This window comes from Halomonas sp. QHL1, assembly GCF_001882345.1.
Classification (GTDB): domain Bacteria; phylum Pseudomonadota; class Gammaproteobacteria; order Pseudomonadales; family Halomonadaceae; genus Vreelandella.
The window spans coordinates 398,540-425,355 of sequence record NZ_MINL01000001.1 but is presented as its reverse complement, the minus strand read 5'-3'; the positions used below and the strand labels follow the sequence as shown (position 1 = coordinate 425,355).

Below are 26,816 nucleotides of genomic sequence, written 5' to 3'. Positions count from 1 at the left end.
CTAACGTATGTAAATCCACGAGACGTCATCTGACCCGTTGTTAATATGGAGGAAAGTTCCTGGTTCGGCTAGGAGCGGGCGTCGATACATCCTGATATAACACCTAGTTAACCTGATAATTCTGCAAGACACAGCCGGGAAGAATTTATTGGGTTCAACTATTCGTTAGATCACATTCGTAAAAAACACTAGGGTTCCGATCTTTCATGCCTTAACCACGGCGGTCTCAATGATCAGGTGCAACACCTAAACTATCCGGTAGATTTTGCCAGCTCTCATAGAAGCCGAGCGCTGCATTCTCGGCGAACTCTTCGCTCTTTTTACAGCACGTAAAGGCATTATTTGCCTCAATGCTTGCATACTGGCGATACACAGCCAGATAAATGGGGGCACTCGATGAGCAACGACGGAACGGACAAAAATGCTGATGCGAAACCCACGGACACGGAGCAACTGAAACGGGAGCGATACGAGCTGCTCCAGCGTTTGGAAGGTTGGCTGGAAACACCGATGTTAATTCTCGCGTTCGTATGGTTGGTTCTATTAATAATAGAGCTGGTCCGGGGCGAGAGTTTGCTGTTTTATTTTCTCGGTACGACTATCTGGGTCGTCTTCATTATCGATTTTGCTGTGAAGTTGGTCCTGGCTCCGGACAAGCTCGGCTACCTCAAGGGCAACTGGCTGACCGCCATTGCTCTACTGCTCCCCGCACTGCGGATTTTCCGCGTCGCCCGCGTGTTCCGGCTGCTTCGTCTGGCCAGGGCAGGCCGGGGGTTGCGGCTGGTTCGCGTCGTTAGTTCACTGAACCGCGGAATGAAGGCTCTGGGCGCGAGCTTAAGCCGACGAGGCTTCGGCTATGTGATCGCCCTTACCGTGCTAGTCACGTTCGCCGGCGCGGCCGGTATGTACGCATTCGAGAACGAGGTGCCCGGCGGCATTGACAGCTACGGCGAGGCGCTGTGGTGGACGGCCATGATTATGGCAACGATGGGCTCTGAATACTGGCCGCAGACGGCCGAAGGGCGTGTACTATGTGTTTTTCTGGCGCTGTACGCTTTCGGGGTTTTCGGCTACGTAACAGCAGCGCTTGCCACCTTCTTTGTCGGTCGCGACGCCGACGATAACGATGCCGAAGTGGCAGGGGCCAAGCAACTGGCCGCGGTCCGAGATGAGGTGAGCGCTTTGCGCGATGAAATCCGCGCCCTGTCGCGCCAACCTCCGGAGTTGTGAAACGAAGAGTGGTTCGCCGTCACCACGCCAGGTGTCGCCAGACTTGAACCAGTTGAAGCTGGACAGCCCTGAACGGTTGTCTGTAGGGCCTCTACAGTTTCTCCCCATCTGCAATAACAGCACTCGGCTGCATTGTGGGGGCATAGATGAATGGTAGTTAAGCGGGGATTCTGAGCGCGAGGCGATAGGGCTAAAAGTCAGTGTCGATTGATTTAAGGAGTCTCTTTCGGCCCAGCTAGCCTGGGTTAGGCCGCTGAATTCGTTCATCTTTGGTTCGCTCGGCTTACGGGTCCAGGAGGTTTTTTTCACCTCTATCAGACACCGGGCTCAGCGCCACTGCAAATAACGCAAGTCCTACCGCCGCTAGGAAGACCCGCGCGCTTAGCGAATCACTTGCGGTGACAGCCAAGAGCAAGGTTATCGTTCCAAGCGTTAGGGCAAAGATGGTTTTCATAATATTTCCTTCCAATGGATCGATTTAATGCTGAGTCTTCATGTCGTCGAGAATAGCGACAGGTGACAGTTCCCGATGCTAAGAATAAAGCGCAGGACGTAGAATCGAACCGGTCTACTATGAAAATGAGCGCTGCATCTCCTGCAGCGCATCGCGCAACGTCCTTGTTTAGGCATATCCTTTGCCACGCTCACTCTTAGGATGCCCTTTAAAGCACGCATTCACTGTGCGCTTGCGAACGTAGCGTTGTGGCATTTCAGGAATGCAGGCTCGGTGCTGCTTATCTTAAGGTAATACATATAAAAGCAGATACTTTACCTAACTATCTGGTAGTCATTATTTTTTATTTTAATTGAGGCGTTATTTGAAGATATTTAATTAAGGGTTTAAGCACTGTAGCTACTCTGTGAACTTAGACCATTAAAAAGAATTTTTTATTACTTTGATTTTCACCATGTTGGTAATAATGCTGAGCTAACAATTAAACGGACTCTGAAGCTGAGGGGGCGCATGTTCAAATTCTGCCGGGCGCGCCAAATTTCAAAAAGGGGGCAGCCCCCCGTAGACCATGCCCCAGGATGGGGTCGAGGCGGGCTGAAGATTAAGATTCACATGTTGTTTATCGATACGGGTGGCCACAGTCCTTCACCTTGTCGCCAGGACAAGACCAGCTCCAAAGGCGAAGGACTCTGCTTTACTCTTCTCGGAAAGCCCTGCTGAACTGGTCGGTAATAGGCTTAACAAAATACGTCAGTGCGGTGCGCTCCTCGGTCGTGATAAAGACTTCAACTGGCATACCAGGCAGCAGCGTGGTAACGCCAAGCTTCTCAAGCTCTTCTGCAGAAACGTCGACATCGCCAAGGTAGTAGATCTCGCCAGTCGTGTCGTCGCGTGCCGTCGCTGCGGAGACATAGACGATCTCACCTTTGAGCTCAGGTGTCGTTCTCTGGTTGAAGGCAGTAAAACGGAGCCTGACTGGCTGGCCGACCCAAACTTGGTCGATGGTTACCGGCGCAAGTTTCACCTCGACCTTCAGTTCGGCGTCTTCCGGAACGATGGTGACAAGCTCTTCGGCCGGTGTGATCACCCCTCCTACCGTGTGGATGTTCAGCTCATTAACGGTTCCAGAAATCGGAGCGCGAATGTCCGTTCGCGCCAGCCGATCCTCAATGGCGATGTGCCGGTCACGTAGCTCCGAAAATTCCGCATCCACGGCACTTAATTCCCGCTGCGCCTCGGTACGAGCGTCCTCATCGATCGCAATAATCTGGAGGCGAATTTCACTCATGCGGGTTCTCGCTCTGGCGATGGATGCGTGGATCTCACCGCGTTCACCCGAAATTCGTGCTCTGTCACGCGCCATCGGAACGAGGAGTGTTCGAGCGATCAGCCCTCTCTCGGCGAGGCCTCTATTCCCCTCGTATTCAGTCTGAACTAGACGGAATTCCTCGTCTTTCGATAGCCGCTGCGCTTCCAGCCCCTTTATCTCCTCTTCGATTTGCTCAACGCTGAGCTCAAGCTGCTGCTTCTTACTTTGGCGACTTGTGTGATTGCCATCAAAGAGGCGAGTTTCGCCGAGGAAGACATCCGGAGAGTCGTCTGCGTCCAAATCGGACGGGAACTCGATTGCCGCAAGCCCGTCCCGCTCTGCCAGAAGGCGCGCTCTCCTAATGGCCAATTCCACGAGTTTAGAACGCACGATCGAAAGCTCCGCTTTCGTCTGTGTGTCTTCGAGCCGTAGCAGCACGTCTCCAGCTCGAACAAAGTCCCCTTCCCTGATGGCAATCTCGCCGACGATACCGCCGTCACGATGCTGTATCGACTTAAGGTTCTGATCCACAGTCACGGATCCTTGCGCGATGACGGCCCCACTGAGTTGAGCGCTCGCGGCCCAGCCGCCGGCTCCAAGCAGCAGAAACAGCGCGAGAGCCGTGCCAACAAATACACGCGGGCCGAGTCGAAAAGCGTTTTCTGGATTCGGCAAGAGCTTGGCTTTTTCCTCTAAAAGAGGCGTGCCGGAAGGATCATATGTGCTCATTCTGTGCTCCTATGATAGCCACTCGTGACTATCGTTACGTTCTGTAGACCACGACAGCTTGTGCGTTCCCTGCAGCGTGACGGCCGTCGCCCACATATCGTCGTCGAAGTTGGTCTCGATCACAGTCCACTCGCTTCCATCGTCCCGATCGTGGCGATAGCGTATCGGCAAATCGTCACCGTCATCATCGCGGTAGATTTGTTCGAAACGGTCTTCCGGCTCGTCGGCCTTCCAGAAAATATCGTATTCAGATATACGGATACGGTCTCCGACCCCAAAGTCCATGATCACGTGCGAAACGGCGTTCGGTCGATCCCCACCGGCGCTGGTTACCACAAAAACGTCATCACCAGCGCCGCCAGTGAGCGCAACTGATTCAGCGCCGAAAATGAACTGATCGGCTCCTCGGCCACCAAGCACTTTTTCGAATCCAGTGATGAAGTCATGGCCGATTTCCACCCCACTGACGACGCCGTTGACGAGATCGACCACGAGTCTTTCCGTCGCGTGGCTGTAGTCGAGGGTGTCCGTGCCCCCGCCGCCGTCATACACGTCATCGTCCGCGTCGAGCGCCGCCACGATCCGATCGTTTCCCATGCCGCCGAAAACCCGGTCGCGACCCGCACCATCCATAATCACATCGTTACCATCGCCCCCGAGCAGAAGATCGTCGCCATCTCCGCCGCTCAGAAAATCCTCACCGGCGTTGCCGAAGATCACGTCATCGCCGTCACCGCCGAATAGCCTGTCGTCGCCAGCCCCGCCGAAAAGATGGTCATTTCCCGCGCCGCCGAAAATAATGTCATTGCCATCGCCGCCGAACACCACGTCGTCACCGTCTCCAGCGACGATGTGGTCGTCTCCCGCTCCTCCATTGATGACGTCGTTGCCAGCCCGCCCATCAATGTTGTCATCGCCACCTGCGCCGTCGATCTCATCAGCACACATACTGCCGAGAAGCGTGTCGTTTGCCGCGGTTCCTGCGATAACGGGCTGCTTGACAACGGAAAAATGGGCGATGGCATCGATGGTAAGCTCGCCGTCTGTGATCTCATAGCTGAGGGTCACCGGCCCCGGTTGCCCGGTGCCACTCTGGAACACCCACCCGCCTTCCACTTCAGTAAGCTCGCCGGAGGTCACGGACAGGTTTTGAACCGAGAGGACGTCGCCATCGGGATCCTCTGCCTTGCGCAGCAGATCGTCGAAGGCGATTAGGAGTGCCGCGCAAGGCGCCACGTCCAGCAGATAGACGGGACCGGACACACGAGGAGCACGATTGCCGTCGGGACGAATCTCGACGTCATCATCGTCACTTTCGGGTTCGAGAGGATCGCAGTACCCAGGGTCACCGACGTCCGTAGGATCATCGTCTGCGGCGGACGGGTCGTCATCCGGCGTTGATTCGGTACCGGTGGGATCGTCGCCATCAAGTGGGGGACGATTACCGGCGGGATTAGCAATGTCGGCAGACGATGTGCCAGCGCCGCTAGCGATTCGGCCCATCCTTTCACCGCCCACGTTTTCGCTTGCCCGTCCGGCTACCCACGGCATGTTTCCGCTGTCGCCCGAATTACGAAGTGGCATTGATCGCGGAGCATCGTCGACTGGAGGCGTTGCGGCGCTGAAGCTTTTGGGTCCCGATAGGTCGTCCTGGGACATGCGCGGGGTGGCGGTTCTTTGGTCCACCTCTTCCGGCGCTTGGATCTCCGCTGCAGTGGCGGCTGGCTCCACCGCCTGTAACAACTCCTCGTCTAAGTCCCCGCTCTTCGTCTGCGGTGGCGGCTCGGGCTCCCGGCCCCAGGAAAAGATCGAGCCAAGGTAAGCAGCGATCCCCATCAGTAGACCGCCGAGAACCAAAGGCGTCCGAGAGACCTCGTCCCCACTCTTCAGAACGTAGCGCTGCGAGGTGTCAGATTCCGGTAAGGCGTTCTTCGTGCCTTTGACGTTAATCATGTTCATGTTCGAGCGACTGCCTCTTTCTTCGGCGACCCGGCAGAATGCACTTCGCGTATGTTGGACTTGCCGATGACTTCGTCCTTCGGCCCGAAAGCGGCCAACCGGCCATTCTGAATAACCGCCACGAGATCGACGGCAGCCAGAGCGCTTGGGCGATGGGCAGCCACGATGGCGATACCGCCTCGCTCCCTCACGCCTTGAATGGCCGCCGTCAGCGCTGCTTCGCCTTCGGCGTCGAGGTTGGAATTGGGCTCGTCCAGGACGACGATAAAGGGATTGCCGAATAGTGCGCGGGCGAGTCCGATCCGCTGCCGCTGGCCGCCTGACAGGGAGGTACCGAGCGAACCGAGCTGCGTTCGATAGCCGTTTGGCAAGCGCACGATCATCTCGTGGACGCTTGCAGCCATCGCCGCCGCCACGATTGCCTGGGAATCCGGTGTTTCCTGAAACCGTGAAATGTTCTCTTCGATCGTGCCATTAAGTAGCGCGACCTCCTGGGGCAGATAGCCGATGAACTGACCGAGAGCTTCGTCGTGCCATTGCGAGAGCTCCGCGTCGTCGAGCCGCACGCTTCCACGCAGCACGGGCCAGATGCCTGTCAACGCGCGCAGTAACGTGGTCTTGCCACCACCGCTAGGACCGATGATCCCTATAGCCTGACCGGCCTTGAGTTCGAAGCTCATCTCGCTGAGCAGGACTTGTCCGGAATCGGGTGCTGCGACGGTGATGTTCTCAATCTTGAGGGATGAAGTCGGGCTGGGCAGTTCCATCGGTTCGTCAGTCTCCGCCAGTGCCATGACGGTTTCCTTCAGCCGTGCAAAAGCGGTACGCGCAGCGACGACGTTCTTCCAGTTGCCGATCGCAAGATCGATGGGTGCGAGCGCCCGTGCGGATGCAATGGAAGCAGCGATGATCGCGCCAGCGCTAAGCTCTCCCTGAATAGTGAGCAGCGCTCCAAGGCCAAGAACGGCCGACTGCAGGACCATCCGCAGGACCCGAGAGATCGCTCCGAAGGTGCCGCTGACATCGTTCGTTCGCGTCTGCAACTCCAGATGATCGTCGTTCGCCCGATTGAAGCGCGCCACCGCGCGACCGGCAAAGCCCATCGCCTTGATGATCTCTGCATTGCGAGCATTGGAATCGGCGATAGTGTTACGGGTAACGGCAGCCTGCTGCATGGCGCTGCTCATCTTGGACGTCTTCAGTTCCGTGACGATCGCGAGCATGGCCAGGATGAATCCGCCAAGAAAAACCAGCGCGCCAAGGTAGGGGTGCAGTATGTAGACAAACAAGAGAAAAAGCGGCATCCATGGAAGATCCAGCAGCGCCACGGGGCCCTGGCTTCCCAGGAAGCCGCGCACCGTATCCACGTCGCGGCCGCGCTCCAGTGACTCAGCGGTCGAAAACCCGAAGCGCGGCATGTCGATAGCGACCCGATGGGCCATTGGCGCGATCTTTTTGTCGAGGCGCGCGCCGACGCGAACAAGTATTTGGGAGCGGATGGTGTCGAACATCCCCTGAAAACAATACAGGCCGAGCGCCAGAACGGAGATGGCAATCAGCGTCGAAATGCTCCCGCTGGTCAGCGCCCGGTCGTAGATCTGCAGCATGTAGAAGGCACCGGTCAGTGCGAGGATGTTGATGATCCCCGACATGCCGAATAGAAAGAAAAAGATTCCTCGGAAACCTTTGGTCAGCTGTTCTGCGCTCTTGCGCTTCGCCGACGTACTAGCGTCTCTTTTGCGCATGTGAACTCCCCCTTGCACCCTAAGTTGAACGGGCGTTCCCTGCGGTCGGGCACGCCCGGCCCGCAGGGAACGCTATTATTGTCGTTGTCGTTCGTTTAGAGGTTGAAGTCGCTCACTGTCAGTTCATGCCGACCCTTGATGTTGATTGAGAAATCGGCATTATCGTCTCCGGTCGTGTTGCCCTGAACGACGGTGTAGTCCTCGCCGTCGAGCGTTTGATGGCTGAACATAAGCTGACCAGCGCCGGTGAAGGCCTCCGTTACCAACGTGAAGCTCTGGTTCCCCGGTGCACATCCATTCGCGTCCATACTGCTGAGATCGATACGGTCGCCCGGCTGAAATCCCATGATGGTATCGCCGTCCGCATCCGCCGCAGAGAGGAAGCGGAAAGTATCGTTTCCCGCCCCCCCGTCCATCACGTTGACCGCTCGGCTCGCCGTGATCGTGTCGTCTCCCGATCCCGTGACGATGTTCTCGACACTCCACAGCACATCATTGCCGGTCTCGGCGCTCGAGACGCTGCCTCGTCCCATGAACCCGGTGCCAAGATCCGCCGTGATCGCTGCCGTGATCGCCGACATGTCCAGCGTGTCGTTGCCGCTGCCCCCCACCATGTCGTCGCCATAGTAGGTGTCATCGCCATCCCCGGCTTCGGCCACGAAAATATCGTCCCCATTGCCGCCGAAGACCGTGTCATTGCCGGAGCCGGCATTGATAAAGTCGTTACCGTCCCCGCCAAGAATCCGGTCGTCGCCGCCATCGCCGTAGAGCATGTCATCGCCATCACCGCCGAAGATGTCGTCGTTGCCGTCATGGCCGAAGATGACGTCTCGACCGCCCAAGCCCATGATCGTATCTCCGTCCGCCGTCCCGACCAGCGCATCAGCGCCTTCACTGCCGACCATAGCAGCTACCGGGATTGGTGTGACGACATCCTCCTCGTCTTCCTCGATCTCCGACTCGTCGACGGTTTCAGCCTCTTCCTCGGTATCATCGCCATCGCCAGTATCGTCCTCTCCAGGCTGCTGCGACTCGGTGGGGATCTCGAAGCTGACGGAGTTCTCGTCGTCGCCCACCCTCTGCTCGCCGTCGCCGTCGAGCCCTTCGGACATCTCAGCGAGCGTCGTGCCGTCGGCAAGTTCGACGACATCCTGCTCCCTGAGCTCGCCCACGACCGTGTCGTGGCCGCCCTTGGTCTTGAAAACCACCCGATGCGCGGAACTCAGTGCCGAGATGTCCAAGACATCGTCGTCCTCCGAACCCATCACGTGGATGGTGCTCATCGCCAGGCTGGTCCCGGTGAAGTCGCCAGCAATCGTAAACGTGTCGCCGCCTCCCTGGCCATCGATGACGATTTCCTCGATGTTGGTGAGTTCCGCCATCACCTCGCCGTTCCGGACGATGACGATCTCCGTTCCAGCATCGAGGTCAGTAAAGCCCTGCGCCAGTGCATTGGCCCGATCAAGAACCGCGAAGGTTTCGGCTTCGTCAGCTTTTCCGCGGATTTCTGCGGTATCGAATTGGTTGCCGCCATCAAGAATGTCGCGCCCGCCATCGGCTTCGGTGATCAGCAGATCATCGCCAGCGCTGCCGAACAGGACGTCATCGCCAGCGCCCCCATTCAGGACGTCGTTGCCACCGCCACCGTTGAGAACGTCATTGCCGGCGCCACCTTCGAGGATGTCATCGCCAGCGTGCCCGAAGAGGATATCGTCGCCTTCCCCGCCGTCGAGAAAGTCGTCTCCGGCACCACCGCGAAGGTCGTCCGCACCGGCGCCGCCCAGTAACGTATCGTCGCCAGCCCCGCCGTTGAGGAAGTCATCCCCTTCGCCGCCGTAGAGGGTGTCGTCGCCGTCGCCACCGATCAAGCGATCATTGCCGGCACCGCCAAAGACAAGATCATCTCCGCCGCCCGCGAGCAGGTTGTCGTCACCGGCGAGGCCGATTAGGATGTCGTCCCCCTCGGTGCCATTGAGGCGCGTCGCGCCAACGTCGTTTCCGCTAGTTCCGGTAATAACCCGCACGTCGCCATCGCCGAAGGACAGCACTTCGATGTTGCTGACGAGGTCGGTGCCGTCCGAGACACGATTCTTCCCGGTCTCTGGATTCACCGCCCCATCATCCACGTCGACATGCGCAACCGTGAGCCGGCCGGTATCTTCGTCCACCGCGATCTCGTAGGCGTCGCGATCGCCCCAATAGACGGCTGTGTCGATACCGGAATCGTCTTCGAGGATCTCGCGGACGATCTGCAATTGCCCCGGGTTGATCCGGCCCTCGACCATCCAGACTGACAGCGGACGGGTGACCTCCGTGCCGTCGATGTTGAGTGTCACCGGCCCATCCATGCTGTCGACAGTAGCGATCTCGCCACCGGTTCCATCACGGTTCGCCATGATAGCAATGCGCACGTTTAGCCACGCGTCGCCGTCGATGACATCGTCGCCGCCACGCCCCTCGATCGTGTCGCTGCCGCCACCGCCAAGCAGAATATTGCCCCCGGTGAACACCAACTTCTCAGTCCCCGAGCCATCGGCCCAATACTCTGCGTTGCGCATCATGTCCGGGGTGATCAGCCGGTCGAGGCCGTCGATCCGGTCGATGCCCGCCTGGTCGAGCTCGTTGTGGACGAAGTTGCCCTCGGGCGTCGGGTCGGCGATGAGCGGAGTGACCTCCTCCTCTTCGTCGCTCCGATCGTCGCCGCGCAGGATGTCGTCGTGCACCCAGCCCGACATCGCCTCTACCTGGCTGAAACGGTCTCGCAGCACTTCCAGCGGCAGGGTCGTGAACACCTCCACGTTCATGTCGGCGTCAGCCGCCACGCTTTGACCTTTGTGGATGACCCAGTCGTGACCCCACATGCCGATGAATTTCTGGATGCCTTCTCCCGCCACCATGATGTCGTCGCCCGAGTCGGCATCGTAGTCCGTGTCGCCATTCCCGCCGTTGAGGACGTCGTGGCCGATCACCGTGGAGTTGAAGAAGAGTTCGCCGTTGTCGCCAGCGATGTAATCGAAGCGGCCCTTGCCCTCGATCCAGTCATGCCCTTCGTTGCCGAAGAGAATGTCCGAGCCGGCGCCCCCAAGGAGGAAGTCGTCCCCCATGCCGGCGCGGATCTCTGACCCGTCCGGGCCGGTGATCAGGAAGTCCTTGCCACGGCCGCCGAAGATCAGCGCCATGCCGCTGCCGCCGTGGATGACGTCGTTGCCGTCGCCTCCCTTGAGCATATCGACTTCGCCGATATCGGTCCCGGCATTGGTGATGATGTCGTCACCGTCTCCGCCATCGATCATGTCGACGCCGTACCCGGCCTCGATCCGATCGTTACCCGCGCCGCCCCAGACCGTGTCATCGCCGCCGCCAGCGACGATGTGGTCGTCGCCGTCCGTACCCTGGATGACGACATGGTCGGCGCCGTTATAGCGCAGATAGGCGCCGTTACCTTCCGCGTCGGGCGTCCCGCGCTCGACCAGCTGAGAGGCGGATTGGAGGAACGGATCCTCGTGCTGGGGATCGTCCACCCCGGTCATCTGCATCTGCTTGGCGAGATCGAGATAGAGAATGTGATCCGGTGTCGAGAAGATGTCGGCCGGGAGGGCAAAGCCGGTCTCCCCGAGGTCGGTGTTTGCCAGGGCCATCTTGGCGAGAGAGTTGTTCTCCAGCTCTGTAAGAAGGTTCAGCCCCTGGGTCCGCGACAGGTAGTAGAACCGGTCGGCGTCCTGCAGGTTCTCGATTTGCATTTCGAAGACGAAGGCGAAGGTGGAGCCGAGCATGCCGCCGAAAGGCATCTTCTTCTCGGCGAGGCCTCCCATCCACAGGTCGATGTCGTTCACGCCCGTCTGCTCGGCCGGCGCATTGAGCCATTCGAGACGCGCCGCCCGCGCGGCGTCGCTCTCATCCGGGGCACCCAGGACGAGATCGGTGGCCGCCGCGCGCTTGCCGGCGATGGTATCGACAGAGGTTATCGACTCATGCGTGCCGTAGGCCGCGATGAAGTTGATGACCGAGGCGGGGTTCTTCATGTTCTCAGCGAAGTCGGCCCAGCTCGTGTAGGGCCTGAGCTGCGTGTCGCCATCCGCCATCTCCATAAACTGCGCGCGCGCCTCGTTGAGGGTGGGCATGCCGGTTTCGCGGCCGCGGGCGATGTTGATAGCGGGGAGGTCGAGCGGAATGCCCAGGAGCTGGTTCCGCAGCGTGTTGGTGACAAACTCGTCGATCTCGTTGCCAGTCTGCGCCGTCATGCCACGCAGGATGGCGCCCGCCGCCTCATCATGGTTCACGGTCTCCGAGCCGAAAGCCAGCGGGTTCAGGAACGCGTCGAACAGGCTCATGTCATCGCGAGTGCCGTCCGCGTTGACGCGGTCCACGGTCTCGTTGAGCATCGAGTGCCCGAACCGATAGACCACGTGGGCGAACTCGGAAAAGATGACCGGGTTCAGCTCAACGTCGGGCTGCACCATAAAGATGTCGATATCCGGCTGGATCTTCCGCGCGAACTCCTCGAAGACGAGGTGCTGGTACTCCATCTCGGTGGTAAAGCGCGCCGCTTGGAAAATCCGCTCGCCGTCCCAGGATAGCTCCTCGATCTCGGACGCGTCGGGCCAAGAGGTGAGTTCCGGGCCAGTCAGCCACTGGTTCAGGAAGTCGAGGTCGCCGCTCTCGAGCGCCACCTCCTTCACCTGCTCGGCAATACGGTTGTGCTCCGAGTGGAAGATATGGTGGATCGAGGTCAGGCCGATGTTCTCATTCCCGCGGCCGTCGCCGTTGATGTAGTGCGCGTCCAGCAGCTCGTTGTCATAGGCGGTCTGAGTGCCGCGCGGGCCGAAGTCGCCGCTGTAGCCCACCTCCGCATCGTCGTCCGGTTGCAGTTCGCCGTCGGCAAGAACGGGGACGGCGGCATGAGCGATGTCGTCGAGGAAAGCCACGCCGGCGCGTCCGGCACCAACCTCCGACGGGTCGACCGGGTTAACCAGATCGCCCTCGGTCAGGATGGGATTCCCTTCCTCGTCGAAGCCGGTGATCAGTTGGGGCAGCCCATTCTCGCCGCGGAGAAATTCACCGTAGGGATCCACCGCGACCAGCGGAACGGCGCCCACATCCTTGTCGGTCAGCTCGATGCCGAGCAGCGTGCGCGCCTGGGCCTTGATGTCAGCCCAAGTCGGCAGGCCGCGCGCGCCGTCGAGCAGGTGACCGGTCGCCACGGGGCGGCCATCGACCATCTCGTATTCGCGCAGGAAGACCTGATGCGATGGATGCGACGTGTAGGTCTGGTTCTGATCCACCCACGGCGTGGTGACGTTGCCCGCTGCATCGTCGGTGGCGGCACGCGTCATTACCATGAAGTTGGTATGCGGGCTATCCGGGTTGTAGAGAGGGTCGTCCGGCGACAGCGGCATGTAGACAGTGCCGTTGCCCCCTTTCGCTACCAGATCGAGCCCGTGGTCGAAGAACTGGCCGAAAAGCGTGAAGACGGAGTTATAGGAGGCCGAGAGGCCCTCGTCCGGCGCGACGTTGGGCAACATGACGGTGACGCCATCCATCTCGATCCCGTACGAGGCGAGCAGCGTGTCGAGCTCCTCCTTCTGCGCCACATAGATGGGCGTCTCCTCGAGACCGGCATCGCTCAGCGCCCGCACGAGGTCGTGCTGCGAGCGGATCTCGCCCATGGCATCGAGCATTGGCTGGCCGTTCATTCCGGCATGCTGAAGTGCCGTTGCAATCGCCGCCGGATTGTCCAGCGTCTGATCGACGATCAGGTTAGAGATCAGGCGCGGCTCGGCATCGACCACGTCACCATCCACGCCGTAATCGTTGTTGGTCGGATAGCCGGGAAATGGAAAGGCACCGCTCCCCTGCCCCAACGACCCCTCGGCAATGGGCCCGAAAGGTTCGCCCGCAGATCCCCACTGCTCGCGGCCGATCCCGAAGTTGTTGTAGCTACCATCCACAGTGCGCAGGCCCGATGGCAGAAGCGGACTATCGATGAGCTCCGCAAGCGGCGTTCCCGCGGAATGCGCTTCCGCGATCTTGATCTGGTCAAGGATGAATTGCAGATCATGTTGGTTCAGTTTGACAGCCATGTTCCCCTCCAGGCCCCATAGGGCTCTGCTACTTTTTTTTTAACGAAACGTTAGTGAGTGGCCCCTAAACTTCAGCAGCGGGCTGCTGTTTTCAATCTTTCAAAGCCGACATCCATGTCACTGCACCTCGACGGACTCACCATTTCGGCAACATTTAAACACCCCTCACTTACAAAAGATTACACTAAGAAAGATTTATTACCTCCTCAAAATCACCATTAATTATTGTTGGGTCATCTAATCCATAAAGACCGAGCCACTTACTTAAAGAGATGAGTTTTTTATGTTGAGACAACGTATTATTTCGTGACGGTGCGGCGGTGGAAGGGCGTTTTCTGGCTTCCATATCTTGGAACGCACCATTACGTTTACCGTTACGCTGAAGCCACCGATGGCTGATACACTGCCCCAGCCAAATTTAGTCACCGAGTTTACCGATGCCCGTCGTTGACGATGATGTCTCAAGCCCACCCGTATTGCTGTTCGACGTATTCAAGACGCTGTTGCTGTTCGACGGCGATCACGTCGACGATGCCACTTTCGCGCACCTCGCCAGTTGGCTGCGCTATCGCCAGATAGCCATCACCCCACAGGCACTGCAGCGACGCTACTTTGCGATCACGCAGGCACAGCTTGCGGCCGCCCCCGGTCAGCCACCGGATGTGGACGTACTCATTGTCTGGGATGCCGTATTGGCCGAACTCAGCGTTCCCCAGGTACAACGCTGGGAACTAGCCGTCGAGTTGGCACTGGTCTATCGTCAAATCACCACCCGGCAGATCGACGTCTGGCCCGGCACCTTCGAGATGCTCGACGCCTGTCGCGGCTTTCGCCTGGCGATCGCCTCGAATACCCAGCGTGCCTACACCGAGCCGGAACTACGCATGTTTGGGCTGTGGGGCTATTTCGAACGAGTGATATTCAGCTCCGACGTCAAGGCCTGCAAGCCCGATACCGCGATCTTTCAGCGCGCACTGGTGGAGCTCGACGTCACGCCCAACCAAGTGCTGTACATCGGTGATAACCCCTACGACGATGTGCTCGGCGCTGGGCGGCTAGGAATTCCCGCGATCTTGCTCGAGCGTGGCACGCCAGTACCGCCAAATGTCGAGCTTCCGACGCCGTTGGCCCGCGTCGCAGATGGTGATCCGGGTGCCGTAGTACGATTGGCCCGAGCGCATTTCGGGTGGCAGGCGTGACGCCATTGAACGCTGCAGAGGTGGCCCAGCGCATCGCTATCCGTGGCCCTGAGGAGTGGGTCGACCTGGCTGGCTGCGAGATCGCCGACGTGGACTTCGGCCATGCTCATAATGCCACCGCGCTCGAGCGTTTCGACCTGCGTGGCGCAACACTGATTCGCTGCACCTTCACCAACGGCTACCTGCGCGATGTCAAATGCCAAGAGGCGCGACTGATCGACTGCGATCTGCGTTATACCGACATTGAGCGAACCTCCTTCAAGCGCGCACAGCTGAAAGGCTGCGATCTGTATCGTGCCCGGCTAGGCCCGAGCTGTATCTTCGAGGCCGCCGATATCAGCGATTGCTCGCTAAACCTGGCACGCTTCGACGGCGTCGTGCTGCCCCGCAGCGCGATTGCCGACGGCCTGTATCCAGGTCTGCTACAGGAGCGAAAAGCCGATTTTCAGAAGTTCCATCTCAAGCTGACCGAGCTGAGGAGCGGCGACGACCCCGCCCGCACGCCGCTGCACCTGTCACGACGGCATCGTGAGGCAGCCGATATCTATCGCGCGTTGTCTGCGCACTGGGCGTCCAATGGCGCGACCCGCGACGCCGGTTGGGCCTATTATCAAGCACGACGACTAGAAACCCAGGCGCAGCGTCCTGACAACGTGCTGCACCGGCGGCGTTGCGAACGAAACCAAGGACCGAGCGAGCTCACTTCGCCGGGCATCGTGCTGGGCACCCTGCGTTGGCTTAACGGCGCCATGGCCGGCTTAGTGGCCGGTTATGGCGAAAGTCCGCTGCGCGTAGTAGCGGCGACGCTGGCGGTGGTAGTGGCTTTCGCCATGGCGTACCTAGCACTTGGTGTTGCAGGCGGCTCAACCGATCCACTTTGGCTACGCGTCACGGATGCGTTGCTGTTCAGTACCCAGGCAATGACCGCATCGCTTGATACCGATGTGACCCAACGCTGGCTGCGCTGGGCGGCGACGCTCCAGACCACCGCTGGCATCACGTTGTTAGGGCTGTTGGGTTTCTGCCTGGGGAATCGTTTGCGCAACGCGTGACGTAACTGAAACGCCCCCCCACCTTTACAAAATCTTCCTGGAAAATATGTAAGTGCGGCGTCGCCCTTGGGCAAGGGCGACGGCTATCACAGTCAAGAATCGCCGTGGCGAATCAACGACCGGCCGTCAACTGCTCATCTGCGTGCTGCCACACCTCTTCAAACTGCACGGCAATCTCTTCTGCCGCTTCCTGGTCACCCTGGGTGCGCAGGCTTTCTGCCAGTCCGAACAGAGCCCAGCCGTTGTTCGGATACTCCTCCAGATCGGCACGGTATACCGCTTCCGCCTTTTCCGGCCGGTCGAGAGCAAGCAGTGCGTCGCCCAAATTCAGCCGGGCCGAAGCGAACCAGTACGGCGGTTCCATGTATGGCAAGGTGCCCTGCAGAGTCACCGCCTCCTCCAACAGCGAAATGGCACGGTCACCATCGTCATTCAGCAGTGCTAACCGTGCCTGTAGCACATGGTCGGCAATGGCAAGCATTGTTGCGCCGGGAAAGAACGCCTCGGGCATTTCCAGAGCCTCCGCTTCCTCGCTTACTGCTATTGCCGACAGCTGATCTGCCTCTTCGCCGGCCTCTACCAGTTGCCCGTCGGCGGCTAACGCCAGGCCACGCGCATAGTGATGAATGGCCCGGCCATACACCCCTTCTGTCGATGGTCCCGACAGGGCGAGGATGTCGTCCCATTTGCCGAAGCGCACCAACGTTAGCGTCGGCGCGGTGAGGAAGTTGTTCAGGAAGGGCAAGTCTCCCGCTAACTCCTTCTGTGTCGCCTGCACCAGCTCATTGGCAGCTTTGTATGCGACCTCGAAGCGCCCTTCCATGCTGGCGGTCCAGGCGAGGAAGTGGAAATTGTGCGGGTGGTACAACAGCGGGATCATTCCCTCCACGTCGTGCTGCGCCAGATAAGACTCGTCCTCAACCAGGGCACCTTCGTTCGCCGCCGATGCATCGTGCCACCGGCCGACGAGGGCATAGATATGCGCCGGCATGTGAATCATATGGCCGATAGGGATGTTCAGTTCACTTAGGCGGTCCGCCGCACCCTCGGCCCGCTCCGGATTGGGCGAGTCCTCGATGGTATGGATGTAATAGTGCAACGCGCCGGCATGGTAGGGTTCGCGCTCTAGTACCGATTCCAGTGCCTCAACTAGCTCCACCGTCTCCGTGCGCGGTTCGCCAGACTCGTCCCAGTAATTCCAGGGCACCAAGTTCATCAGCGACTCGGCGAACAGAGTGGCAGCGTCCAAATCATCGGGGTAGTCTGCCGCCAGCGCACGCATGGCCTCGGAGTAGGCACGGTCCAACTCGCTGCGATCCTCACCTGGCTCCTCAACGTAGCGTGCTTCCAATGCCTGGATATAGGCCTGCTCCCGCGCCGTAGCGCCGGTGGCATGCTCCTGCGCCTGAAGCAGTGCCCGATAGGCGGGCTCGACTGCGGCGGGGTGCATCGGCGCATTGATGTGCGGTCCGAGCGCCAGTGAGAGCCCCCAGTAGCACATGGCGCACTCAGAGTCCCGCTTCACCGCCTCCTCAAACGAACGGGCCGCTTCGAAGTGGTTGAACCCGTATATGAACATCAGGCCCTGGTTGAAATACTCCTGCGCTTCCTCCTCGCCCGTCGTTATCGGAAAATGGTGATCGCCCAGCCCGTCGAATAGCGGGATTGTTCCGTCGTCGGCAGCTGCGTGATGGTCTGCACCATGGTGCGGCTCTGCGGCGTGGGTCAGCGAACAGAGCCCGAGACTTAACCCCAGCACCAGGCTTGCCGGTATCAACATGTGATGGTTTGTTTTCATTGGCCTCTCTCCACTCAGCCTCATGGTTATTCCATGGACGTCCCGTTTCATGCGGTGACGGCACAAGAACTGAATTGCATGATGACCTCGCAGTTGCCGGTCTGGTTCTTTACCAGGCTTTTAACTGTGCTGAATAAAGCTAGTCGCTCTATTTGTGAAGTGCTACATGATTCTTTTAATGTAGCGACAAAGTTCCGTCTCGGGACTACCCTCCTAGGAACGCCTAACCCTGCCGGACCACCCAAAGCTGAATAAAGGTGCGACGCATGACCCAAATAACGCTAAACGCCGACGATAGCCAGTTGTTTGTCCAGGCCGTCGACACGGCCATTGCCGTATATCGTGAAGCGGCAACCCGGATGAATGGAGGTCTGCCCCCGTTAGGGATGGATGATCATCCGCCTAGTGACATTGACTATGCGCCGGACCCCATTGTGGTCACTGGGTTGTTGACCACGCTGCGAAGCCTAACGGATTTGCGCGACGCTATTCGCCAGCCCAGCAGCCAACAATCTGCCATCACGGTGGAAGTTGATGTTGATGAGCTTGGACGCGACCTCATTACGTTATTAGTGCCCAGCCCTATCGCCATCAACGAGGCCGATAACCTGCTCATGCAAGCGATCTACTATGCCAACGCCAGAACCCAGAACCATGAGGTTTTGCGCCTTATAGAGCGAATGAAATAGCCACCCTGCTAACCAATTAACATCAGGGTAGCCCGTGTGGGCTTCCTGTTAGATGGGTCCATCTTGATAGAAGGCGAAGCCGTCGCGAACGCCTGGTCGCGATTGAGCGCTACCCGCTCTCGCAGTCGGAAAATGCGTTAATAAAAATACGCGAAATGGGCTAGCTAAAACATGTACGCTGGGGGAATGCGTCATTCGCGGCGGCCAAATTACCTGACTCTATCGCGGTGACGTAATTGACATTTAACAATCGATTAATTAATGACAACAAGGAGTTATCGATGACTACGTCCGTCACGCTACGCGAACTTTTAGAGATTGGTCACACCCCTAACAAGCTTTCTGAGTCTGCATTGATACTCATCGACTGCCAAAATACCTACCGGGAAGGAGTAATGCAGTTGGAGTGCGTGGAAGAAGCCTTGGTAGAAGCCCAAAAACTTCTCGAAAAAGCACGCCAGGCCGGTATTCCGATCATTCATATTCAACATAACACAGGGGAAGGAACGCCTTACGATATCAAGGCGCCCATCGGGCAGATCGCCGATATGGTGAATCCGATAGACGGTGAGCCAGTCATCACTAAAGAGTTTCCCAACGCCTTTGTTCAAACCGACCTTGAAGCGCAGTTGAAAAAGGTGGGCTGCAACAAACTAGTGCTAGGTGGTTTCATGACCCATATGTGCGTCAATTCAACCGCACACGGGGCTTTCAACCTGGGGTTCGATGTGACCGTAGTCGCCAGCGCGACGGCAACCCGCTCGCTACAGGCTGACCAAGGCAAGGCGTTATCTGCTCAAGCGGTTCATGAGGGAGCGTTAGCCTCAACGAGAGACCTGTATGCCGCAGTGGTAGATACCGTGGACGACCTCCCCGTTTAATTAACAGCGCTTTTCCAATCGTCGCTTTATGGGCTAGCTCTTAGAAGTTCTGAAAAGGAGGGAGGTAATAGTTCATCGATGTAGCTGTCATTGAACTCGACTAGCCGCGCCAGCGCCTCAGGGTCGGGCAACATCACGTGCTGGCGCTCTCGGATCACCAGTCCCCTCTCACGCAGCATCGAGAAGGTCCGACTCACGTGTACCGGGCTCATTCCCAGCGCGTCGCTAATTAACTCCTGAGTGAGCGGCATGAGGAAGCTGTTGTCCTCCACGGCGTTGATCCGTTTGAGTCGCAGAAAAATTTCGTAGAGAAAGTGGGCCAGCTGCTCGTGGGCTGCGTACTTGCCGAGGTAAATCAACCGTTCAGAGAGTTGCGCCTGCTGACGCATCGCTGTTGCCATGATGCCGACAGCGAGGTTAGAACGCCCAAAGAGTTCAAAAAGCTGCTGATATGAGAACGGATAGACCACACCTTTATTAATCATCGCCGCACCTGACAGACGGCGGGTGAAGCCAAAATCGCGAATGCCGATGATATCGCCGGGGAGGTAGAACTTGAGGATCTGCTTCGAACCATTTTTCAAGTTGCGATAGGAGTATGCCCAGCCCTCCTTGACCATGCAGAACAGATCAGCCTCCGCGCTCTCCTGCCATAGCACCTCGTTTGCTGACATATACCGAGGGCTGAGCTCAAGGCCCAACAATAGCGCTTTGTCTTCAGAAGACAACACACCTTGGGTACTAAGGCCCCGCATCACTACTGAATCGATGAGAGCCACTCGGCTTCCTCACAGGCAAATGATTTCTTAGCGTCATTCTAAAACATATGCCTACCCTGCTAACTTAACATAGGTTATGGATAGCCATTATTATCAATAGGTTGCGTGAATCCTTACTGAGCGCTGTTAGAAAATAGCGTTTTAGTCCGCCTTCGTTGCTAGGCCAGCGTGACTGTCGTTGAGCAGTCATAACGGATAGTGAATACCCCATTTCTGTACATAGAAATATTTGCGCGATTGTTTTTACACGAAAAGCCACAATCAGTTTTCCGTCTGCTGAGCTTGCGTTAACGCAGTTTTCCGCGCTGATTGATAACACAGGCATACTAGAACCGTTAGAACCGACGCTGCGTATCATTTATTAGTTGGATTCAGGAACAAAGCAAAGGAGTTGCCAATGAAGCACTATGAAAAACTTGGACAATTTGGGCGCAAAAGCTTTTCCCTGCTGGCTCGGCTCGGCCGCTACGAACTAGCGATGCTGCTATGCGTCGCGGTTCTCTCCGGAGGGATTTGGGGGTTCGTCGCGCTGGCCGAAGAAGTTATCGAGGGGGAGACCCATAGCATCGATGAGAGCCTGCTGCTCGCCCTTCGCAACCCCGCGGATCTTAGCGACCCGATTGGGCCGGGCTGGGTTGAGGAAATGGGGCGGGACTTTACCGCGCTTGGCGGTGTCGGCGTGCTGGTACTCATCACGCTAGGCGCCTTGGGTTACTTGTTACTTGCCAGACGCTATCGAGCGGCCCTCTTTGCCTCGATTGCAGTGCCCGGCGGCATACTACTCAGTACAGTGTTGAAGATCGGCTTTGACCGCCCTCGCCCGGATCTCGTACCTCATGAAGCAATGGTCTACACCGCGAGCTTTCCCAGCGGCCACTCAATGATGTCTGCCGTGACCTACCTCACCCTGGCTGCGCTACTCACCCGCGTTCAGCCCGCGCTGAGGCTGAAGGCTTACCTTCTGATACTGGCGATATTGCTGACGCTGTTAGTGGGCATGAGCCGCGTGTATCTGGGAGTGCATTGGCCAACTGATGTGCTTGCCGGCTGGACGGCTGGGGCGAGCTGGGCAGCAATGTGCTGGATCGTGATGCGCTGGATGCAGCGACGCGGACAGGTAGAGACGGAAGAGAGCTTGTCGGACACCGAATAATCTGGCTCAAGCGGATTTGAGCCACCCAACCATGCTTTCGTAAACCAAGGGGCTCGACCTCAAGCGAACAAGCAGGCATGGTAGGTATTATTATTCACCATCAGCGAACCAACAGGAGGGTACGCCAATGCCACACAATCTGACTCAAAACTTATGCAGGATGGGGCTATTATCGCTCTTAGCGTTGTCTCCCAGCGCCTTCAGCCAACAACAGCCGGGGGCGGCTTCCGGTAATGATGTCACCACCGAGTCGTTCCAGGATTGGGAAGTCCGCTGTCAAAGTAATGCCGAGGGCCCGGCCCCTTGTGCGATGGCGCAATTGATCACTGAACCTGGTAGCGACCAGCCTTTGATGCAGGTAATTATCGAACACCCCCCGCAGATCGATAACCCAGTGATGAGCTTCTTCGTGCCGCTGGGAGTACGCTTGGCCCCGGGCTTGCAATTGGTCGTGGATAACGGTGAGCCAGTCCAGTTCCCTTATCAGGTCTGCCAGGAGCAAGGGTGCCGTGCTGACGTCCCCATTGAAGCGTCGATGTTGCAGCAACTCCGCAGTGGCAATACGGCAACCCTCAGCATGATTGATCCACGCGGTGAGCGCATGGACCTGGATATTTCGCTGACCGGCTTTACCGACGCCAGTACCCGCATCGCTCCCTGAACTTAGGGGCCTTCCACGACAAAGCCGGCCCACAAGGGCCGGTAAGTCTACCCACCCGCTGTCAGCTGGCTTGCATTTCCGCCTGCTGCAGTGGAGTCAATGCACAAACTACCCTCTACCACGTAGCATTCCGGCACGATTGTCTGAGTCTCGAACGATACGGGAGATGACGCTTGGAAATAGCAGAGCAAACAGAAGTTTGACACGGACAAACGACGGCCTGGGCTAAGTCGACGTTACCCGGCCAAGAGCAGCCCTTCAAATGAGCTTGATATAACATCGGCGATCAGCTGCATCCTTGTTAGGTGGCAGGATACGCGGAGCCACTTATAGAAGATCGTCCAACCTTCGCTGTAACTCGCGAAGTTCTGCTGTTCTTGCCGCTTTATCACGGCTATCTCTCTTAACCATCCAGCGAATTGCTAGCCAGTCGAATGCCTTCCAGTTGTTTGGATCGTCTCTTTGATAGAAGCGGATGACACCCCGTGTTTGAGACCAAACCTCAAGTGCTATTGCACCGTAATTTTGGAAAAGAAGCTTCTCATCAAGAACCCCGTGTCTAATATAAAGAGCAAGCTCGTCCCATTCATTGATCAGGTAGATTACAAGCCGCTGCTCATCCTGGCTCAGCGCCTCAAAGGCCTCCTCGTCACTCAAGGAGTGCTGCCTCGATATCTGAATGGCGCGCTGAAAATGCTCGGCATCATGTCGATAGCTGGAGATCTTATCGAGAGTGTTGCGTAAGCGAGTGGATTTGGTGGCTGAACGATAAGTCAGGAAGGCCACCACGACTCCCCCTAGCAGCAAGACACTTGATACGGATGAGAGAAAGTCAGCCGTAGGTTTCCACTCGGTGAGAAATGCTCCCCACCACGATGAGTCACCAAAGTAGGTACCCATAAAAGGTCCTCATGTTTGGCTAGCTTTTAGCAAAGAGTACAATTTGTCTTCGCCGTCTCCAGCAGTGGTGAGCTGATTATTCCCATTCCATTCCACGAATGCCTGATGCCCATCGGCTGGGGAAACAACAAAAGGCCATCTAGTATAACTATTCTATGACTCCTCCCATTCTATTGCGATTCCAGTAATCCTGTTGTTTTCGTTTATCCTATTGTCGGTTGTGAGCTGCACCCTAAACTCCATGTACTGGCGCTCATCCTCTTTATAAAGTGCTCTTATCGTAGCCATGAAACCTTCCTAGTGAAAATTGCATAACACTTTATTATCGTGCATACGTATTTCCTTATAATCAACGCTTAAATATTTAGCTTTAATATTTTGAAAATTATTTAAATAAACCTCACCTGCGAGATACGCTTTGCAAAATTAAGGACAGTGCAACTGCTTCTGGGCCACACGAAGCTGGAAAGCAACGCCCGATATATTGGGATTGAAGAAGATGATGCTTTGGAAATGGCAGAACAGAAAGAAGTTTTATATGGACAAACGACGAGCTAAGCGTCGGCCGACAGAAGCGCCAGGTTGCTAGCTCACGCGTACAGATACGCCTTGTTATAATACTTCGTACTCGCTTGGATGCTTGAGCTCACGTTTTTTTCCATTGAAAGATTCGAAGAGTACTCGATGTCGGCTGAGGCCATACTCGTCAGAGCGAGTTTCATAGGCGCTCACCCATTCTATTAACTTTTCGAGGTTTTTATCTTGCTCCTCTTTCGAGCTGAACTTTTCAGGTTCCCATGGTCGCGCGCGGCAGTTCGCAACACATGCTTCAACCCCTGGGTTAAGAAATATGAGCTCTTCACAATCTGAGAGTATCGACTCAATAATATCTGAGTAACAACCTTCGATTATCCAACTCTCATTATCGGAAATAAAGCGCATTACATCGGCAATGCTATCTTTGATACGTCGTCTCTTAGTGGTTCCAGCCAAGAATGCCACTTCGTCCAAAGACAGGCGAGCAGCTGGTTGCTTAGCAATAAGTTCCCTGGAGAGAGTGCTCTTACCAGACCCAGCGTTCCCAATAAGTATCATTCTCAAAACACTATCTCCTTCTCGGTAAATCAGGTTCTAAACTGCACGCTCTGAAATTGGGCGAAAGAGAACCCAGCATTCGCCTGCGGAGCCGCTTGATGGGGACAAACTCGAACGTTTGTCGACAAAGGCTGGGCTTAGCCCAGCCTTTTAATACACCAGTGGCCTAGTATCAGCTTCAAGGCCCCACACAGGCTAGCTGTGCCCACTAGGTATACGCTCCGAGGGGAGCACACGTTTGAGGATATCAGCCAGGGTAATAACGCCACGCAGGCTATCATCGGTCATGATTATAGCGAGTTGAACGCTTGATTTGCGCATGCGAGCCAATGCTTCATAGACTGGTGTGTTAGCGTCAAGCACAAACGCTTCCCGAGCAAGCTCGTGGGCAGGCCGATCAGCGGGTTCAAGCAGTGTGTCGCGCACGTGCACCACCGTTGGCGGAATGCCCTCCTCACCCAATACGAGAATGCGAAGATGACCTGACTGGATCGCTGCGGTGCGCACATCAGCTACTGTGGCGGCCCTTGTAACGTGTACTGACACGTCCCTCTCTGTTACCAAGGACGCAACTGGTAGCGTGCCTAAATCGATCAAGCCAGAAATCTGCTGCTGCATCTCTGGCTGCAGTGTTCCCACTTTTGCTGAGTGCTCAACCAACTGCCGAATCGTTTCAATATCTTGACCACCCACGGCGGCGCTTTCGACAGGCTCGACACCGGACGCTTTAACCAGACGGTTGGCGAGACGGTTTACCCAGCCTAACAGTGAACGCAATGGCCAGATGTATACCCGTGAGATAATACCAATGGCTAGAGCCGACTTCTCCGGGTGTGCAATGGCCCAAGATTTAGGTGCCATTTCACCGACCACCAAGTGTAGAAAGGTCACCACAAATAGCGCGAGTCCAAACGCTGTGCCACCGGCAGCCCAGTCGGGTAATCCCCATGCTGTGAGGATAGGGCCAAGCCACACATCGACGGCAGGCTTCGTTACAGCACCTAGCGCAAACGTGCAGAGGGTAATCCCTAACTGAGCACCCGCCAGCATCAACGTTAAGTCATTCATACCGCGAAGCGCAGCTCGTGCAGAGGAACTGTTGGCAGCTAACTCTTCAAGACGATGACGGCGAGCGCCCAGTAACGCGAACTCGATAATGACAAATAAAGCACTAAGGGCGATGAGAGCAACCGTGGCGATAAAGACAAACAGAGGATCGTTCATTGATTCTCACCTGTCATGGGTAGCTCAATTAACCGAACACGAACCACTGTAGGAACATGCCGTTCAATTCGCAGTACATCGACCTCGAGACGATGCCGCATAGGTTCCTCGGCAACCAGCTCAGCAGGATCAACAGGCAAGTCAATGGTCACCGTATCACCTTCCTTCGGTAATGCACCGAGCTCAGCGATGAGCATGCCTGCCACCGTCTCAACATCGCCACGAGGGAGGTCATGGTCAATAACGCGCCTGACTTCATCAAGATGTACGTCGCCTTCCATGATCCAGGTCGTATCGTTTTCAGGCACGATAGCGTCACTGGTTTCAGCATCATGTTCATCGGTGATCTCGCCGACGATCTCCATGGCGAGATCTTCTATAGTGAGCACCCCAGTAAAACCACCGTACTCATCAATCACGCAAGCAAGTTGATTCGTCGTGTGTACTAACTGGTCAAGCGCACCCGGTAAAAGCATCAGTGTTGGCAGCACCGTAGCCGGTCTCATCAGTGAGGATACGGGCTCATTACTATGCCCTGCTGCGATACGTTCAAGCACGTCAGCAAGGTGTACAACACCCACCGGGGCATCTTCGTCATCAATCACTGGGTAGCGTGTGTGGGCACGTGCCATCAGGCCGATGAGCTCGTCGAGCTTCGTCTCGGGGGTTACCCAGTCGACCTGTGACCTTGGCACCATGGCATGCTCAACATTGCGCTGGGGGAAATCGAGAATACGGTCCATCATGAGCGAGAGCTCGCGTGGCAAATCTCCACTGTCTCGCGAATCAGCAATGATATGCGGGAGATCGCTAGCGGATGCGCTTACGTCCAGGTCGTGGACAGGCTCAATACGCAGCAATTTCAAAAATAGGTTGGCCGACTTGTCGAAAAAGCTAATGAGCCAGCCAAAGGCCGACATATAAAAGAGTGTTGAGCGGGCAAGCCTAAGCGACAGTGGCTCGGGGTTAGCGATGGCGAGGTTTTTTGGATAAAGCTCACCTAAGACCATTTGTATAATGGTGGCAACAATGAGCGTTAACCCCGTTCCGACGGCTATCCCGGTAGCAATGGGGACTCCTGTGCCTCCTAATAATTCACCGAGTGACTCACCGACAAGCGGTTCAGCGACATAACCCACGAGAAGACCTGTTACGGTGATGCCAAGCTGAGCGCCCGATAGCATAAAGCTTGTACGTTTCGTGACGTTCAGAGCTCGAACAGCTGACTCATCCCCTTTAGCGGCTAGAGCTGCAAGCCGGGTGCGATCAACTGCCATGTAGGCAAACTCTTGAGCAACAAAGTAGCCATTCACAGCAATAATCGCCAGGATAACGACAATGCCCAATAAGAGCGTGAGAATTGGTTCGATCATAGGAGTATCCAACCAATATCTGAGGAGAGGGTGAAGCGGGATAGTGCCGAGGTTATGTCCACAAAGGGTTCCATGTAGTGAAGACAGTGGAACTATAGATATATTTATCTAGCGCCGTCTAGCGTTAGATTTTTTACTGGTGACTGCTTTTCAGTGTTCTCATATTTTGTAAAATCTAACCAACCGCATTTCACGTTCCTATTGATCACTCTCCTAACACGCATCTGCCCGGCTAGCTTGATGTGACGTGTCAAGGGGTTTTATTAGCCCATTGCCATTGGTGCACGATTAAAGACTCAGCTCGCATTCGACCAATGTGCCAGTTCAACACGGCTCACTAGCCATTTATTTGCTTTTAAACACTGACAGAATCATTCACAGAAGGGGATATGGCGAGAGCGTAGCTGTGATCATAAATGCCGCACGATACAGATCGACGCACTGTCGCCTATGTCGGAATGGCCGGTATGGGTCGATAGCTCCTAGGCACGAGCATTCCTGTTTCG

The 26,816-nt window shown here is 56.7% G+C and carries 18 protein-coding genes; 7 read left to right on the top strand and 11 right to left on the bottom strand.

The annotated features are described in order from the left end of the window. The first annotated feature begins 396 nt into the window (after positions 1-396). Positions 397-1,230, top strand: a complete 834-nt coding sequence (locus QHL1GM_RS01900; protein WP_071692973.1) for an ion transporter — start codon at positions 397-399, stop codon at positions 1,228-1,230. A 283-nt stretch (positions 1,231-1,513) separates the two neighbouring features. On the opposite strand, the gene QHL1GM_RS19285 is transcribed toward QHL1GM_RS01900, so the two are convergent. The 5 genes from QHL1GM_RS19285 to QHL1GM_RS01880 all read right to left on the bottom strand — a co-directional run bounded on the left by QHL1GM_RS19285 (position 1,514) and on the right by QHL1GM_RS01880 (position 13,506). Continuing rightward, the gene (locus tag QHL1GM_RS19285; RefSeq protein WP_175540336.1) at positions 1,514-1,684 is read right to left on the bottom strand and encodes a hypothetical protein; all 171 of its coding nucleotides are present in this window, start codon (positions 1,682-1,684) and stop codon (positions 1,514-1,516) included. A gap of 694 nt (positions 1,685-2,378) precedes the next feature. Beyond that, positions 2,379-3,722 carry an HlyD family type I secretion periplasmic adaptor subunit gene (locus tag QHL1GM_RS01895; RefSeq protein ID WP_071692972.1) on the bottom strand — a complete coding sequence of 448 codons (1,344 nt, stop codon included), beginning with the start codon at positions 3,720-3,722 and terminating at the stop codon, positions 2,379-2,381. Positions 3,723-3,731: 9 nt separating this feature from the next. Continuing rightward, positions 3,732-5,675 carry a calcium-binding protein gene (locus tag QHL1GM_RS01890; protein ID WP_175540335.1) on the bottom strand — a complete coding sequence of 648 codons (1,944 nt, stop codon included), beginning with the start codon at positions 5,673-5,675 and terminating at the stop codon, positions 3,732-3,734. Positions 5,676-5,677: 2 nt separating this feature from the next. Continuing rightward, positions 5,678-7,426 (bottom strand): type I secretion system permease/ATPase, encoded by a 1,749-nt coding sequence (locus QHL1GM_RS01885; RefSeq protein WP_071692970.1) that lies wholly within the window; start codon positions 7,424-7,426, stop codon positions 5,678-5,680. 95 nt (positions 7,427-7,521) lie between these two features. Beyond that, entirely contained in the window at positions 7,522-13,506 is a 5,985-nt protein-coding gene (locus QHL1GM_RS01880; protein WP_071692969.1) for a peroxidase family protein, read from the bottom strand. A 437-nt stretch (positions 13,507-13,943) separates the two neighbouring features. Here QHL1GM_RS01880 and QHL1GM_RS01875 point away from each other — a divergent pair, with 437 nt between their 5' ends. Beyond that, positions 13,944-14,705 (top strand): HAD family hydrolase, encoded by a 762-nt coding sequence (locus QHL1GM_RS01875; protein ID WP_071692968.1) that lies wholly within the window; start codon positions 13,944-13,946, stop codon positions 14,703-14,705. Beyond that, positions 14,702-15,757 (top strand): pentapeptide repeat-containing protein, encoded by a 1,056-nt coding sequence (locus QHL1GM_RS01870; protein WP_175540334.1) that lies wholly within the window; start codon positions 14,702-14,704, stop codon positions 15,755-15,757. The genes QHL1GM_RS01875 and QHL1GM_RS01870 overlap by 4 nt, the downstream gene beginning before the upstream one ends. Positions 15,758-15,869: 112 nt before the next feature. Here the strand turns inward: QHL1GM_RS01870 and QHL1GM_RS01865 are convergent, their stop codons facing one another. Continuing rightward, positions 15,870-17,282, bottom strand: a complete 1,413-nt coding sequence (locus QHL1GM_RS01865; RefSeq protein WP_175540333.1) for a hypothetical protein — start codon at positions 17,280-17,282, stop codon at positions 15,870-15,872. Between the two features lie 539 nt (positions 17,283-17,821). Here QHL1GM_RS01865 and QHL1GM_RS01860 point away from each other — a divergent pair. Next, the gene (locus QHL1GM_RS01860) at positions 17,822-18,244 is read left to right on the top strand and encodes a hypothetical protein (protein WP_071692965.1); all 423 of its coding nucleotides are present in this window, start codon (positions 17,822-17,824) and stop codon (positions 18,242-18,244) included. Positions 18,245-18,525: 281 nt separating this feature from the next. Continuing rightward, positions 18,526-19,125 carry a cysteine hydrolase family protein gene (locus tag QHL1GM_RS01855; protein ID WP_071692964.1) on the top strand — a complete coding sequence of 200 codons (600 nt, stop codon included), beginning with the start codon at positions 18,526-18,528 and terminating at the stop codon, positions 19,123-19,125. Positions 19,126-19,151: 26 nt separating this feature from the next. Here QHL1GM_RS01855 and QHL1GM_RS01850 read toward each other — a convergent pair whose 3' ends face one another. Then, entirely contained in the window at positions 19,152-19,904 is a 753-nt protein-coding gene (locus QHL1GM_RS01850) for a Crp/Fnr family transcriptional regulator (RefSeq protein ID WP_083570947.1), read from the bottom strand. A 397-nt stretch (positions 19,905-20,301) separates the two neighbouring features. Between QHL1GM_RS01850 and QHL1GM_RS01845 the strand changes: the two genes are divergently transcribed. Together QHL1GM_RS01845 and QHL1GM_RS01840 are read left to right on the top strand one after the other, a co-directional pair. After that, on the top strand, positions 20,302-21,057 hold the full coding sequence (locus QHL1GM_RS01845; protein WP_071692963.1) for a phosphatase PAP2 family protein: 756 nt from the start codon (positions 20,302-20,304) through the stop codon (positions 21,055-21,057). Positions 21,058-21,184: 127 nt separating this feature from the next. Next, positions 21,185-21,718: an invasion associated locus B family protein gene (locus QHL1GM_RS01840; protein ID WP_071692962.1), complete on the top strand. Its 534-nt coding sequence runs from the start codon at positions 21,185-21,187 to the stop codon at positions 21,716-21,718. 327 nt (positions 21,719-22,045) lie between these two features. On the opposite strand, the gene QHL1GM_RS01835 is transcribed toward QHL1GM_RS01840, so the two are convergent. From QHL1GM_RS01835 to QHL1GM_RS01820, 4 genes are all read right to left on the bottom strand, one after another. After that, positions 22,046-22,618, bottom strand: a complete 573-nt coding sequence (locus QHL1GM_RS01835) for a DUF4760 domain-containing protein (RefSeq protein ID WP_071692961.1) — start codon at positions 22,616-22,618, stop codon at positions 22,046-22,048. Between the two features lie 612 nt (positions 22,619-23,230). Next, on the bottom strand, positions 23,231-23,713 hold the full coding sequence (locus QHL1GM_RS01830; protein ID WP_071692960.1) for an AAA family ATPase: 483 nt from the start codon (positions 23,711-23,713) through the stop codon (positions 23,231-23,233). A 195-nt stretch (positions 23,714-23,908) separates the two neighbouring features. Further along, a complete protein-coding gene (locus QHL1GM_RS01825) occupies positions 23,909-24,937 on the bottom strand; it encodes a CNNM domain-containing protein (RefSeq protein WP_071692959.1) in 1,029 nt (342 codons plus the stop codon). Further along, entirely contained in the window at positions 24,934-26,310 is a 1,377-nt protein-coding gene (locus tag QHL1GM_RS01820; protein ID WP_071692958.1) for a hemolysin family protein, read from the bottom strand. The genes QHL1GM_RS01825 and QHL1GM_RS01820 overlap by 4 nt, the downstream gene beginning before the upstream one ends. Positions 26,311-26,816 lie beyond the last annotated feature (506 nt).